At 66.5% G+C, this 13,520-nt stretch carries 17 protein-coding genes; 14 read left to right on the plus strand and 3 right to left on the minus strand.

Features of this window, described 5'->3' with window-relative positions; translation table 11 throughout:
- Positions 1–52 precede the first annotated feature (52 nt).
- A complete protein-coding gene (locus Actkin_RS27390; protein ID WP_258904771.1) occupies positions 53–1,456 on the plus strand; it encodes an ATP-binding protein in 1,404 nt (467 codons plus the stop codon).
- A gap of 116 nt (positions 1,457–1,572) precedes the next feature.
- On the opposite strand, the gene Actkin_RS27395 is transcribed toward Actkin_RS27390, so the two are convergent.
- On the minus strand, positions 1,573–2,010 hold the full coding sequence (locus Actkin_RS27395) for an NUDIX hydrolase (protein WP_258904772.1): 438 nt from the start codon (positions 2,008–2,010) through the stop codon (positions 1,573–1,575).
- Between the two features lie 69 nt (positions 2,011–2,079).
- Here Actkin_RS27395 and Actkin_RS27400 point away from each other — a divergent pair, with 69 nt between their 5' ends.
- From Actkin_RS27400 to Actkin_RS27440, 9 genes are all read left to right on the plus strand, one after another.
- Positions 2,080–2,859 carry a GntR family transcriptional regulator gene (locus tag Actkin_RS27400; protein ID WP_258904773.1) on the plus strand — a complete coding sequence of 260 codons (780 nt, stop codon included), beginning with the start codon at positions 2,080–2,082 and terminating at the stop codon, positions 2,857–2,859.
- A gap of 120 nt (positions 2,860–2,979) precedes the next feature.
- On the plus strand, positions 2,980–3,447 hold the full coding sequence (locus tag Actkin_RS27405) for a hypothetical protein (RefSeq protein ID WP_258904774.1): 468 nt from the start codon (positions 2,980–2,982) through the stop codon (positions 3,445–3,447).
- 403 nt (positions 3,448–3,850) lie between these two features.
- A complete protein-coding gene (locus Actkin_RS27410) occupies positions 3,851–4,135 on the plus strand; it encodes an AMED_5909 family protein (RefSeq protein ID WP_258904775.1) in 285 nt (94 codons plus the stop codon).
- A 362-nt stretch (positions 4,136–4,497) separates the two neighbouring features.
- Entirely contained in the window at positions 4,498–5,982 is a 1,485-nt protein-coding gene (locus tag Actkin_RS27415; protein ID WP_258904776.1) for an FtsK/SpoIIIE domain-containing protein, read from the plus strand.
- Positions 5,979–6,410 (plus strand): AIM24 family protein, encoded by a 432-nt coding sequence (locus Actkin_RS27420; protein WP_258904777.1) that lies wholly within the window; start codon positions 5,979–5,981, stop codon positions 6,408–6,410. Before Actkin_RS27415 ends, Actkin_RS27420 begins: the two co-directional genes overlap by 4 nt.
- Positions 6,407–7,996 (plus strand): replication initiator, encoded by a 1,590-nt coding sequence (locus Actkin_RS27425; RefSeq protein WP_258904778.1) that lies wholly within the window; start codon positions 6,407–6,409, stop codon positions 7,994–7,996. Before Actkin_RS27420 ends, Actkin_RS27425 begins: the two co-directional genes overlap by 4 nt.
- A gap of 58 nt (positions 7,997–8,054) precedes the next feature.
- Positions 8,055–8,210: a helix-turn-helix transcriptional regulator gene (locus Actkin_RS27430; RefSeq protein ID WP_396122886.1), complete on the plus strand. Its 156-nt coding sequence runs from the start codon at positions 8,055–8,057 to the stop codon at positions 8,208–8,210.
- On the plus strand, positions 8,210–9,466 hold the full coding sequence (locus Actkin_RS27435; protein ID WP_258904780.1) for a tyrosine-type recombinase/integrase: 1,257 nt from the start codon (positions 8,210–8,212) through the stop codon (positions 9,464–9,466). The genes Actkin_RS27430 and Actkin_RS27435 overlap by 1 nt, the downstream gene beginning before the upstream one ends.
- Before the next feature lie 154 nt (positions 9,467–9,620).
- Positions 9,621–9,881, plus strand: coding sequence for a hypothetical protein (locus Actkin_RS27440; RefSeq protein WP_258904781.1), 261 nt, complete (start codon positions 9,621–9,623; stop codon positions 9,879–9,881).
- Here Actkin_RS27440 and Actkin_RS27445 read toward each other — a convergent pair.
- Positions 9,878–10,339 carry a hotdog fold domain-containing protein gene (locus Actkin_RS27445; protein WP_189209835.1) on the minus strand — a complete coding sequence of 154 codons (462 nt, stop codon included), beginning with the start codon at positions 10,337–10,339 and terminating at the stop codon, positions 9,878–9,880. The genes Actkin_RS27440 and Actkin_RS27445 overlap by 4 nt on opposite strands.
- Positions 10,340–10,377: 38 nt before the next feature.
- Between Actkin_RS27445 and Actkin_RS27450 the strand changes: the two genes are divergently transcribed.
- Both Actkin_RS27450 and Actkin_RS27455 read left to right on the plus strand, forming a co-directional pair.
- Entirely contained in the window at positions 10,378–10,932 is a 555-nt protein-coding gene (locus Actkin_RS27450; RefSeq protein ID WP_258904782.1) for an acid phosphatase, read from the plus strand.
- A gap of 12 nt (positions 10,933–10,944) precedes the next feature.
- Positions 10,945–11,415 carry a GNAT family N-acetyltransferase gene (locus Actkin_RS27455; RefSeq protein WP_258904783.1) on the plus strand — a complete coding sequence of 157 codons (471 nt, stop codon included), beginning with the start codon at positions 10,945–10,947 and terminating at the stop codon, positions 11,413–11,415.
- Here Actkin_RS27455 and Actkin_RS27460 read toward each other — a convergent pair.
- Entirely contained in the window at positions 11,406–11,798 is a 393-nt protein-coding gene (locus Actkin_RS27460) for a hypothetical protein (RefSeq protein ID WP_229786702.1), read from the minus strand. The two genes, Actkin_RS27455 and Actkin_RS27460, sit on opposite strands and share 10 nt — an antisense overlap.
- A gap of 288 nt (positions 11,799–12,086) precedes the next feature.
- On the opposite strand from Actkin_RS27460, the gene Actkin_RS27465 reads away from it, so the two are divergent.
- Both Actkin_RS27465 and Actkin_RS27470 read left to right on the plus strand, forming a co-directional pair.
- Positions 12,087–13,001 (plus strand): diacylglycerol/lipid kinase family protein, encoded by a 915-nt coding sequence (locus Actkin_RS27465; RefSeq protein WP_258904784.1) that lies wholly within the window; start codon positions 12,087–12,089, stop codon positions 12,999–13,001.
- Between the two features lie 221 nt (positions 13,002–13,222).
- Entirely contained in the window at positions 13,223–13,477 is a 255-nt protein-coding gene (locus tag Actkin_RS27470) for a WhiB family transcriptional regulator (RefSeq protein ID WP_258904785.1), read from the plus strand.
- The last annotated feature ends 43 nt before the right edge of the window (positions 13,478–13,520 follow it).

Raw genomic sequence — 13,520 nt, forward strand, 5'->3', positions numbered from 1 at the left:
TCAGCATCGTGTCGATACAATGAACAATTGTCGCGGCGCGCGGGAGGCAGTCATGTCACCAACTGCAGAGGGTGCGAAGCTTTCTGTGTATGATGTTTTCACCCCAACCAGCCCAGCTAAGGCGAACTTCGTTGCGCGAGATGCGGAACTTGAAAATCGTCTAGTCGACTGCCTCAGAACGCCAGGAAAGCAAGTGATCGTGTATGGCGAAACAGGCTCGGGAAAATCCAGCTTGCTGGAGCATAAGTTGGCACAACTCTATCCCCAACACGTCACAACTCGCTGCACCGCTGGCTCCACCTTCGACTCCATAATGTTGGACGCCTTCGACCAGATGGACTCTTGGTATGTGGAGTCCTATTCCAAGACGACGCCCGATAGCCGAAAAGGAAAGATCGAGGCAACCCTCGGTTTCGTTAAGGCTGGCCTTGAAGGTATGGGCGGACAGAGTCAAACGAACTCCAAGCGACTGCTGCCACCCCAACTCACTGTCCAACGACTTGGCGAGATCATGGGAGAAATGGGGTTCTGCTGGCTACTAGAGGACTTTCATAAGGTGCCAGCAGCGGAGAAACTTCACATCTCCCAGATGTTCAAGGTCTTCAGTGATTTGAGTTCTTCATATCGTTCTCTAAAAGTGATCGCCGTCGGCGCAACCGACACTGCGCGAGAGGTTGTAGAGTACGACCGCGAAATGAAGAATCGAGTCGCAGAGGTTCTTGTCCCATTAATGAGAGATGACGAACTCAGAGCGATCTTGTCCCACGGAGGCAACCTATTGAACGTTTCGTTCGACATGATCTCGACCGATATCGTTCGGTTCTCTGCAGGACTCCCCAGCGTCTGTCACAATTTCGCATTGAGTTCGTGCGTCTCGAGAGGTGTATACGATCTCCAGTCGTCCACTATCGCCATGAATCAAAATGACTGTGATAAGGCGATCAAGAGGTATGTCGAAGAGAGCTCGGACACCTTGAAGGCAAGTTTTGAGAAGGCTCTCAAGCGGCATAGAACCAGGAAGTTCGACAACTGCCGACTCATCCTCGTTGCACTTTCCGAGCTGGAACCTGAAGGTGCAACCCATGCCGAGATACTTGGCGTGATAAGGCAAAGTCATCCAGACTACCCGGCAAGTAACTTGGCAAACTATTTACATGCACTAACTACAGAAGCTCGCGGTTCCATCATTCGCAAATCAGCGGCTGGAACGTACCGCTTCTCTGAACCGATTTTCCGGTCTTATGCCCAGGCGCGTCTTGTACCACAGGCCGCTCATCAACGAATCTTCGGTGGACACCTGAGCAAGGCATTTAGCAGAAGTCTCTATGAGAGCGTCATCGAGTTTACGCGGGCTTTGAAGACAGAGCCGCTCCCGGGAACAACGTTAGCCTCGGGCATGGGACTTGTTATCAATCCAGGAGAGCCCGTTAGGAGGCTCAGTTCGGCCGATGATTGAACGCTGGAATATCCGCGACCACACCTGAACACCACACACCTCCGGATCGCACCACAGTCACGGCATGGTGTGACAACAGATGCACAACGCCCATCAGATCGGCCACGATCATTTGGTTAGATAACCGGAGGACTTTCAAGCACGTCCACACCGTCATGTTCACGAAGCATCACGCGTGGCGAAAACGCGTCAGCAACGCGCACGAAGTATGCAGGCGACATGACGGACCGCGCCTGATCGAGCGACATCCACTCAACATTTACTGCTTCAGCAGTCGACGATTTACGTCCCGACTCGACACGGCAGCGAAAGACTAGCGCAATGATGCCACGGGTCATATTTTTGTACACACCAGTAAGACACTCAACGTTGGCGCGTATACCCGTTTCCTCTTCGATCTCCCGACGTACACCCTGCTCGAAGGTTTCGTTCAGTTCCAGCACGCCCCCTGGTGGTTCCCAGTGGCCGTTGTCGCGGCGTTGGATAAGGAGGACGCGGTTGTCCTCGTCTATGACTATTCCGGCGACGCTTACGGAGTGTTTGGGTGTGGACATCCTTCGGCTTTCGCTGGGGCGGGTGGTGTGGGAGGATGTAGCTCCTCTAGTCGTCTACAGGAGTGGCCCATGCTTGACCTAGGTTCGATCGATAGGGCCGACGACAGACCACCCTATCGGCAGATTGCGGCGGCGTTGCGACGGCTCATCTCGACGGGTCGCCTGCCTGCCGGGGAGAAGTTGCCCTCGGAAGCGGAGTTGATCGCGCACTACGGCGTTGCCCGGATGACGGTCCGCCAGGCGCTTCAGGAGCTCCGCGGTGAGGGTCTGGTGGTGGCCGAACACGGCAAGGGTGTCTTCGTGCGGTCGACTCCCCCGGTGCGACGGCTGGCGTCGGATCGGTTCGCGCGGGCGCATCGGAAGCAGGGGAAGGCAGCGTTCCTGGCTGAGGCTGAGGTCAGTGGGCACAAGCCGGGTGTTGATCAGATCTCGGTGACTACCGAGCAGGCCCCGCCGGAGATCGCGGAGCGGTTGCGGTTGACGGAGGGGGCTCGCGTGGTGATGCGGTCTCGGCGGTACCTGGCGAACGGGACGCCGATCGAGACGGCCGTGTCGTACATCCCGGAGTCCATCGCGGCGGGGACGGCGATCGTCAGCACGGACACCGGGCCTGGTGGCATCTATGCGCGGATCGAGGAGCAGGGGCACCAGCTCGGGCGGTTCACCGAGGAGGTGTCGGCGCGGATGCCGACTCCGGAGGAGCGCAGGGCCTTGCAGATCGGGGCCGGGGTTCCGGTGATCACCCTGGTTCGCACGGCCTATGACCTCGATGACCAGCCGGTCGAGGTGTGCGAGACGGTGAAGGTCTCGCATGCGTTCGTGCTTGAGTACGACTTCCCAGCACGCTAGGCCCTTCGCTAAAGCGAAGGATCATCCTTCCCGATTGAACTCCTCTAGACGACTATGTAGCTTCGAACTTGTCTAGAGGAGACAGCGGCCCGGTGAGGCCATCTACGGAGAGGCATAAAAGTGGCGATCAGCAAGGGGCACCGGTTCCCCATCAACTTTGAAGACGCGTTCCCGCACGGCCTGGTCATGACGGGGGCGGTGGCACCGGACAACGAGTTCCAGAGCAGGGAGGACAAGGCGCGCAACAAGCCGGTTGTGCAGCGCACGGACGAGAGGACCGGGCTGCGTCAGTGGAAGGTCGTGGTGACGGACCCGGGTGAGCCGAACGCCAAGCGGGCCTCGTTCGAGGTGACGTTGCTGGCTGAGGTTCAGCCGGTGCCGACGACGGCGGAAGTGCTGCCGGGCATGCGGCCGATCGAACTGGAGGGACTGACGGCGGAACCGCGCGTCGCTGGCAACGGCGAGTACAAGTACCAGTCGTACGTGTTCCGGGCTACCGGCTTCCGGGCTGCGGGCTCGGCGGCCTCGGGCGGCTCGTCGCGACGTGGCGGCGGGGACCGGGCGGATAACTCGGAGAAGGCGGCATAGCCGTGGACTCGGGGACGCCGGAGGACTCGACCAGGCCGTTCCGTCTGGTCGGGTCTTCCCTCGCCAGGGAAGCCGTCACGGTTCCCGCCGCGCTGCGGGAGCGTTGGGAAGCTGCGTATCGGCTGTACTCGCACACGGTGGACGCGGAGGGATACGGCGGCGACTTCGTGGAGTTGGCGCGTGCGAAGGCGTCGGCGTCGTGGGAGGTGGCGCAGGCCTGGCGGGACATCACACAGCACGCGGTAAACCTGCCGTGGTGGGTGGTCGCGGCGCTGGAAGCGGCTGCTGAGGCGTACGAGGACCAGGCGCGGGACTGCAACGCTCGCGCTGAGGGGGCGCGTCGGCCTGCCAGTTCCGCGGGGCATCCTCGTCGGCCTAGCCCACCCCAAGGGGGCGCTTGGCGGTGAGCGAGTCCAGCACCCGACCGGTGATCGCGGTGGGCATCGGAGAGGTCTGCACCCTGGCTGGCGCCCATGAGGCGCTGCGGGCGCTACTGCCCAAACGAACCGCTCCGGCGTCGGAATGGGAGCACTTCTACCGCCAGTCCTCGCGGGTCTATGCGGCGGTGGCTGAGGTGGACAAGGCGCACCACCATGAGGCGCTGGGCTACTGGTCCAACCGCACGCGGGAGATCGCCGACGAGATCAGCCGTACCGGCCAAGTCCCCACGTTCAGATTCGAGTTCTAACCGAATAGTCCCTATCGGACAGTCCTAACGAGATCACGTGAGCTTGCGTGCTCTCTTGATCTCGCGCGTCCATTTCTTGGAATGCAAGAGAAGTAGGTGGGAGCGGCCGGATGGTTGGTCGCCGGTTGGCCGCTCCGCCTGCCCGACTCGGAAGCGAATCAGACAATGCCTAGCGTAGGACACAACGGGGTGGTACCCACAAGAGGGGCGACCCGGACTGGAAACTCCCGCTGTGCCGAGTGCAAGCGGTTCGCTCGGCTACTGCCGGGTGAGAGCAAGTGTGCGGCCTGCTCCGGTGCTCTCGGGCTGGAGTTCGGCACGATCGCCACGCCTTCGGACGCCAACGTTCGGGGTGGTTGGTGATGGGCGGGGTGAAGGGCAGTCGGTGGGTTGATCCGGCTCCGCTTGAGGTGGCGCGACCTCGGCTGCCGTGGTGGACGCTGCTGCCCTGGAAGGCGAAGCTGCTGCTCTCGCCCATCGCGGCGGTGTGGGTGCTGGTCTGGTTGACGGCCAAGGCCGCACGGTCGGTTTGGTACTACCCGGCCTCGACGGTCCTCGGCTTGGTCGGCTTGGCGCTCTACGGGCTCGTCGGCGGTTGGTGGCTCGGCGGCCTGGTGCTCGTGCTCGCGGCCGGAACGTTCGTGTGGTGGCGGCAAGACCCCCACGGGTTCTACCGGCGGGTGCGGTGGATGCGCACCGAGCTACGGCGGGCCTCGCTGTACGCCTGGCAGTGGCGGACGGTGACCCGGCTGGCCGGGCTGTGCGGTGAGGCCAAGGGGCGGGAGTGGCGTCCGAAGCTCAAGCGCACCCGCTCGGAGTGGTGGCGCGACCGGGTACGGGTCCGCATGATCCCGGGGCAGGCACCGGAGCAATGGGAGCTACGGGCCTCCGGGCTGGCGCACTCGTTCCGGGCTCGCTCGTGCCGGGTGCGGGCGGTCAAGCCCGGCGTGATCGAGCTGGACCTGGTGCACGCCGACCCGTTGGCCGCGCCCCTGCCGGTTCCGGAGATGGCCGAATCCGCGGTTGACCTGCGGCGGGTGGTGATCGGCTGCACCGAGACCGGCAAGCCGTGGGCGCTGCGGTTGCTGGGTGGCCAGTACCTGACGGTCGGGGTTCAGGGCGCGGGTAAGGCGTCCGTGCTCTGGTCGGTGCTGTGGGCTCTGGCACCGCTGATCAAGTCCGGTGCGGTACGTGTTCTCGGCATCGACCCCAAGGGCGGGATGGAGCTGGGGCAGGCCCCGGAACTGTTTCACGGCGGTCCGGTCTACAGCAACGGGGCGAAGGCTGTTGAGCTGCTGGAGTCGGTGGCTGAGCAGGTGCGGGAGCGGGCGGCACGGTTCCGCGGCATTCGGCGGGGTTGGTCGGCTGACAGTGGAGAGCCGTTCCTGCTCCTGGTCCTCGACGAGCTTGCGGACGTGATCGCCTACCAGACCGACAAGCGGCTGAAAGAGCGGGCGACGGCGGCTCTCCAGACGATCACCTCGCAGGGCCGCGCTCCCGGCGTCGCCGTGCTGGCGCTGGTCCAGGACCCGCGCAAGGAGATCGTTCCGTTCCGGAACCTGTTCACCACCCGCATAGCCATGCGGCTCGATGAGGCGGCCCAGGTCGACATGGTTCTCGGCGACGGGGTGCGGGCTCGGGGCGGCAACGCGCACGAGATTCCGGAAGCGACACCCGGCGTGGCCTGGGTGAAGGAAGACGGCAAGCGCGATCCGGTCCGGGCGCGGGCGTTCCACGTGACAGACACCAACATCACCGAACTACGCCACTACGTGGCCGGTACCTCGGCGACGGTGTTCGCCTTCCCGGACGCCTCGTCGGTTGGGGATGGGGGTACGGCGGCATGACCAAAGCTGACGTGATGAACGAGACCGCGCTCGGCGGCCTGGTGGACATCCTCGACTCGGTGCGGGAGCACCTGACCGTGTTCACCGGCCTGGCCGTGCCGGTCCAGGTGTCCCTGGCGCCCAAGACCCTTGGGACTGTCGTCGCCATCCAGCTCAGCGGCGGCGGTGAGCTGGGGCGGCTGGCGGGCCTATTGCTCGACTGGGCGGACACCCTCACGGACGTCACTGTCCGGGCCTGGTACGCCTCCCCCACGAGCCTGCACGTCTACGTGTTCGGACGGCTCACCGACGGACTGATGATCCAGGTCTGGGGCGGGGCCGACCTCGCCGACGGTGTTCGACCGGTGCGCGGCTGTCAGAGCTGGCGGGATGAGATCGACCGCTCCTTCCTGCGACGCTGGGCTGCCGTGCCGGGGGTGGCCGCATGACCAGCGAACAGGTCACGAAGGTACGGGCTCCGCTGGCGCTGGAGGTCGTCACCGCCACCGCCGAACAGCACGGCGTGTGCGTGCGGCCGTTCACGATGGAGGTCAGCGACCCGGACACCGGGGCACTGCGCTACGTCGGTGTCCCCTGCGGCTCGACGGTGGAGAGCGTGTGCGGGCCGTGTGCCAGGAAGGCGCGGGCGCTGCGGATGACTCAGTGCCGGGAAGGCTGGCACCTGGCAGAGGAACCGCAGGACACCCGCCGCGCACCCTCGGCCGACGAGAAGGCGTTGCTTGAGCTGCGGGCCGACCTCGTGGCCCAGTACCGGCGGGCCGACGCTGCCGGGGACGTCGACGCCGACGAACTCCGCGAGGACATCCGGGCGGTGGATGAGGAACTACGCGCCAGCGGGGTTCGCGGGCGGTTGCCCAACCCGGACGGGCCTGGGCCGAAGACCCCCAAGCGGTCGACCAGGCGGCGACAAGACGCCCCGAACCTGCCTCGGCGGCGGGTGGAGAAACGCACGCTCGGGCGGGAGTACGCGGGCGGGTATCGGCCTTCGATGTTCGTCACGCTCACCTGCGACACCTACGGCCCCGTGCTCGCCGACGGCACCCCGCGCAATCCGGGGACGTATGACTATCGGCGGGCGGCCCGGGACGCGGTGCACTTCGCCTCCCTGGTCGACCGCTGGTGGCAGAACCTCCGCCGCGTCGTCGGCTGGGACGTCCAATACTTCGCCACCGTCGAACCGCAGAAGCGCACCGCCCCACACCTGCACACCGCGATCCGCGGTTCGATCCCGCACGAGGTCATCCGCCAGGTCGCCGCAGCCACCTACCTCCAAGTCTGGTGGCCACAGCATGACCAGCTCGTCTACGGCGGCGAGCACGTGCCGGTGTGGGACAGCGGCCGGTTCGTGGACCCGGATTCCCGGCGCCCTCTGACGGCCTGGGCTGAGGCCCTGGAAGCGGTGGAGGAACCGGCGCACGTGGCCACCTTCGGGCCGCAGGTGCACTCCAAGGGCATCCTCGGCGGCACCGAGGAAGCTGGACGGCATATCGGCTACCTGACCAAGTACCTCACGAAGTCGACCGGTGAGGTCGTCACCGCGACCACGGACCGGCAGCGGGAGCACCACGAACGCCTCCATGCCGAACTGGCGGTAACGCCGTGTTCGCCTCGGTGCGCGGTTTGGCTGCTCTACGGGGTCCAGCCGCTTGGGGTCACGTCCAAGACGGTGCCGGGGCACTGCAAGGGGCGGGCACACCGGCGCTCCACCCTCGGCCTGCCAGGGCGGCGGGTGCTGGTCTCGCGCAAGTGGTCCGGCAAGACCGTCGCGGAGCACAAGGCCGACCGGCGCGTCTTCGTGCTGGCCATGCTCGAAGGCGTCGGCATCCGCCCACCCGAGCAGGACACCTCGCGGCTGATCTGGCGCAAGCTCGCCCCCGGCGACACCCATGCCCCGCCACGGGCGCATCTGCTCATGCACGCCATCTCCGAACGCATCCGATGGCGTGCTGAGTACGACAAAGCCCTACTCGCAGCGGGCACAGATGTTTCAGCAACTCAACCGATAGCGGCCTGATCTGGGGGAACAAGGAATGAGTGGGAAGCCAACAGATCATCTTTGGACCGTGGGTGACGTGTCCGAGTACCTGCGCGTACCTGTCCAGACGCTCTATCAGTGGCGGACGAAGAACTACGGTCCGTGCGCCCTGCGGGTCGGGAAGTACCTCCGGTACCGGGAGGATGACGTGCGGCGCTGGGTTGCGGGCCTCGGGGAAGCGGAGGCCGCCTGATGGGCCACATCCAAGACCGCTGGTTCCGCAAGGTGCCCGATCCGACCAATCCGAAGAAGGTCCTCCGCATCCCGACCGATCGAAACGGCATCGGGAAGCGGTATCGGGCTCGGTTCATCGACCCGGAGGGCAACGAACGCTCCGAATCGTTCTCAGACGGCCAGTACAAGCTGGCCCAAAGTTGGCTGGCCAAGCAGGAAGTTGACGTTGCCCTCGGCACGTTCGTCGACCCGGCGGCGGGCAAGATCAGCGTTGAGGACTTCGGCACGCGATGGCTAGCTGACCTCGACATCGACGAGCTGTCGCGGCAGAACATGGAGATGCGATTCCGGAAGCGCGTGTTCCCGTACCTCGGCCGCCATGCTCTGGGCGGTGTGAAGCCCTCTGCGGTCCGAACCTGGGATCGCATGCTGCGTGAGGACGGGCTTTCCGACCGCTACCGCTACGTCCTGTTCGGCAACGTCTCCGCGATGTTCACGGCCGCGCTGGATGACGAACTGATCGCCAAACACCCGATGGCGGGCAAGTCGGTCAAGGCACCGAAGGCGGCTCAAAAGAAGATCATTCCGTGGCCGGACGAACAGGTCTGGAACGTCCAACACGCGCTGGCGGAGCGCTACCGAATCGCGGTCGACCTCGGCGCGGGCCTCGGGCTCCGGCAAGGTGAGTGCTTCGGCCTGGCCGTGGATGACCTCGACTTCGGGCGGAAGGTGGCCGTCATTTGCCGTCAGGTCAAGATCGTCCGCTATCGACCGGTCTTCGCGCTGCCCAAATACGACAAGATCCGGGAGATTCCGCTCTCCGACCCGGTGATGGCGGCCCTCAAAGCGCACATGGAGGCGTTTCCGCCGGTTGAGGTCACGCTGCCCTGGGACACGGCAGAAGGGAAGCCGACGACCGTGCGCCTGGTGATGACCTCGATCCAGCGCAAGGCCATCCGCAACAACGACTTCAACCGGGAGTACTGGAAGCCCGCGCTCAAGGCTGCGGGCGTGCCCTACGGCCGGTACGAGAACGGCATGCACGAGCTGCGGCACTTCTTCGCCTCGGCCCTGCTCGACGGCGGCGAGTCGATCAAGGCGGTGGCTGAGTGGCTGGGGCACGCCGACGCCTCGTTCACGCTCAAGATCTACACCCACCTCATGCCTAGCAGCTCCGACCGGACACGCAAGATCATCGGCGCGGTCTACGGCAAGCGACACCGGGACGGCCCGGACGGCCCATCCACGGCCCAGTACTCCCCGGAGGCGGCTTAGGCCCAGGTCAACGGCCCTATGAGAGGATATCGACAAGATCTTCTGGGAGACCAAGCAGGCCTGAGCTAGACGCCTCTGAGACGGCGCTGACCAGCGGGTTCATCTTCCGTTGGGCAGCGCCGTTTCTGCGCGTCGGGAAGGTAGCGTGGAGGGGGTGGCGGGCGTGCTGGAGGACCTGCTCGCCGTGGTCAGCGGGTCCGAACAGGACACGGGGTGGAGCGGGTGGGGTGGTGGGGACGAGATGGTGGCCGAGTTGCGGGGGCATCTCGCGCGGCTGCGGGTGGGGGACGCGTCCGGGTTGCCTGCGCTGAAGCGGTTGTTCGCGCCCACCGGGGCGCTGCAGGAAGTGGCGTTGAGCAGTGGTTGGGGTGGGCGGTACCTCGACCTCGCCCGGCGCTTCGACGCTGCCTGCTAGGCCGGGGACACCCGGATCGTGATGGTCGCGGTGACGACCTCGATGCCGGACTTGTCCCTGATCGAGACCGGCACCGGGACGTCGAGGGGCTCGGGTGGGAAGTCGGGGATGCCGTCCAGGCGGGCTACCGCGTAGAGGCCCGTGCGGGCCTTCGACAGGTACGAGACCGTCATCCCCTTCGGGATCCACCGGTGGGTGGGCGGCACCGTCGCCTCCGCCAGCATCCCCATGGCGATTTCCGCGAGGTTGCACGCGGCGATGGCGTGGAAGGTCTTGATGTGGTTGTGCACGCCCCACCACTTCGGGGCCGACACCTCGCAGTGGCCCGGGCGCAGCGCGGTCACCGTCGGCAGGATCGTGCCGAAGTACGGCACGCGGAGGACCATGCCGAGGGAGAACAGGCGGTTGCCGAACGGCAGGCCGGTCAGGCGCTGCCAGAGGCGGTACGTCGGGGTCACGGCCGGAAGCTACCCGTCGGTAACAAGAAAGGCAACAGATGGTCCTCTACCTGCTCCGACACGGCGAGACCGAGTGGTCGGCGACCGGGCGGCACACCTCGCGCACGGACGTCCCGCTCACCGAGGCCGGTGAGGCGGGGGCGCGGCGGGCGGGCGCCCGGCTCAAGGAACTCCTCGACGACACCCCGTACGTCATCAGCAGCCCGAGGCGGCGCGCCACGCACACCGCCGAACTCGCGGGCCTGGCCATCGACGAGGTCACCGAGGACGTCCGCGAGTGGGACTACGGCGACTACGAGGGCCTCACCACGCCGCAGATCCGCGAGACCGTCCCCGGCTGGACCGTCTGGACCCACCCCTGCCCGAACGGGGAGACCGCCGAGGAGGTCGGGGAGCGGGCCAGGGACGTGCTCGGGCGCATAGCCGCGACCACGGTGATCATCGGGCACGGGCACTTCAGCCGGGTGCTCACCGCCGCGTGGATCGGGCAGCCCGCCGCGTTCGGGGTGCGCTTCGCGCTGGCCGCCGGGGCGGTTACCGTGCTCGCTGACGAACGGGGCGTCCCGCAGATCAGGGCGCTCAACCTGAGCTAACCGGGGAGCAGCATGATCAGGCGGGTCGCCGAGTCCGATGTGGCCGCGGTCGTGAAGCTGGTGCACGAGCTGGCCGAGTACGAGCGCTCCGCCCACGAGTGCCGCCTCACCGACGAGCAGTTGCGCGCCGCGCTGTTCGCCGAGCACCCGGCGCTGTTCGGCCATGTGGCCGAAGTGGACGGTGAGGTCGTCGGGTTCGCCCTGTGGTTCCTCAACTTCTCCACCTGGCGCGGCACGCACGGCATCTACCTGGAAGACCTCTACGTGCGTCCGGAGATGCGCGGCTCCGGCCTGGGCAAGGCGCTGCTGACCGAGCTGGCGCGCGAGTGCGTCGAGCGCGGCTACCACCGGCTGGAGTGGTGGGTGCTGGACTGGAACGAGCCGAGCATCGGCTTCTACAAGTCCCTCGGCGCCGTCCCGATGGACGAGTGGACCGTCTTCCGCATGACCGACGACGCGCTGGCCGCGCTCGGTCAGTCCTGATCCTGCCCCTGCCCCTGCGCCCACGCCACCGACGACGGCAGGAACAGCAGCACCAGCGCGACGACGCACAGCACGGCGATCGGGATGCCGTAGGCCGCCTGCCCGGACGGGCCGATCACGTACCAGGAGACGCCCAGCAGGAGCAGCTGGAGCACGATGGCGGGCCCGCGCGCCCAGTGCCGTCCCAGCACGAGCCCGATCCCGCAGGCGAGCACGCCCCCGGCCAGCACGGCGAAGTAGGCCGCCTGCCCGTAGACGTTGTTCCCCGCCGACGACGTGCCGCCGAGCGCCCTGACCAGCGCCAGCACCGCGAACACCAGGCCGGACACGCCCTGCAGGGACACCAGCAGCCCCGCGCCGAGGACGGTCCGGGGAGACTCCACACGCACGACCGATGGCCTTCCCGAAGCGTTTTCGTGCACGTGATGACGTTCCGTGCACGGGACCCGATCGTATGCCACCCGGACGGCCGGTCCCGCTGCGGCAACTGGCAGTGAATGATCGAACCGTCAACTTCCTCGTGATCGACGGGTTCAGACGGTCGTCTGGGTGCGGCTCGCCGATCGGGGATTCGGCGACCGGAGGGAGCGGGTAAGCCCAACTGCATGGATCGTCCCCGTTCCGGTGGGTCAACGGCGTGGCAACTGGACCAGGTGGCATACGCTGCGGTAATGCGCGCTGTCCTCGTGGTGAACCCGCAGGCGACCGCCACCTCCCCGGCGGGTCGCGACGTGCTGGCGCACGCCCTGGCCAGCCAGGTCAAGCTCGACGTGGTCGAGACCGACTACCGGGGCCACGCGCTGATCGCGGCCGCGCAGGCCCGCACCGACGGCGTCGACCTCGTCGTCGCGCACGGCGGCGACGGGACGGTCAACGAGGTCGTCAACGGCCTGCTCCAGGACGGTCCCGGCGGCCCGATGCTGGGCGTGGTGCCCGGCGGGTCGGCCAACGTCTTCGCGCGCGCCCTCGGTCTGCCCAGGGACCCCGTGGAGGCCACCCACCGGCTGCTGACCGCGCTGGAGGAGGGCCGCGGCCGCGACGTCGGCCTCGGCCGGGTGGAGACCGAGGCGGGCGGGCGCTGGTTCACGTTCAACGCGGGCATGGGCTGGGACGCGGACGTCGTGGCCGACGTCGACCGCAAGCGCGGCAAGCGCACCGGTCCGGGCCTGTACGCGCGCACAGCGCTGGCGCGCTACCTCAAGGGCGAGCACCACCGGCTGACCGTCGAGTTCCCCGGCGACGAGCCGATCGAGGACCTGCGGCTGGTCTTCGTCTCCAACACCGACCCGTGGACCTATCTCGGCCCCCGCCCGGTCCGGCTCAACCCGGCCGCGACCTTCGACGACGGTCTGGGCGTCTTCGCCCTGCGCAGGCTCGGCATGGGCACCGTGCTGCGGCACGCCACCCAGGCGCTCAGCGCGTCCGGGGTGCGCTCCGGACGCCACCTCGTCCGCCGCGACGACGTCGACACCCTGCTGGTCAGCGCCCAGGAACCGGTCAAGCTCCAATGTGACGGAGATCTCATCGGGGAGTTTTCCACCGTGCGTTTCCGGGGCGTGGAGAAGGCGGTAACCGTCGTGGTGTGACGGTTGTGCCTGCTGCGGTCGAAGACCCGGCCGTCGAGACCCGATCGTTGCAGTGCGCAGCGGATACATCCGGACGTCGATCTAACGGGTGAGTTCACTCACCGGGTCGGGGTGAACCCTTGACATCCCGCCAGTTCGTGAAACCATTCACAAGCACCCCGACGACCGGATGACGAACTAGTGGCGCGTCTGCACGCGCCCGTAGCGAGGAGCAATCAGCAATGGACTGGCGCCACCGCGCGGCCTGCCGAGACGAGGACCCCGAGCTGTTCTTCCCCGTGGGAACAAGCGGTCCCGCCCTGTCGCAGGTCGAACAGGCGAAGGCCGTTTGCACCCGCTGCCCCGTCGCCGCCTCGTGCCTGGCCTGGGCGCTGGAAAGCGGTCAGGACGCAGGTGTCTGGGGCGGGATGAGCGAAGACGAGCGCCGCGCACTCAAGCGCCGCAACGCTCGCACGAGGGCACGCAGCAACGCCTGAGCTCGGAGCACCGCAGAGACGCACGGAAGCCCGACGCCGAATT

The organism is Actinokineospora sp. UTMC 2448 (assembly GCF_024760565.1).
Taxonomy (GTDB): Bacteria; Actinomycetota; Actinomycetes; order Mycobacteriales; family Pseudonocardiaceae; genus Actinokineospora; species Actinokineospora fastidiosa.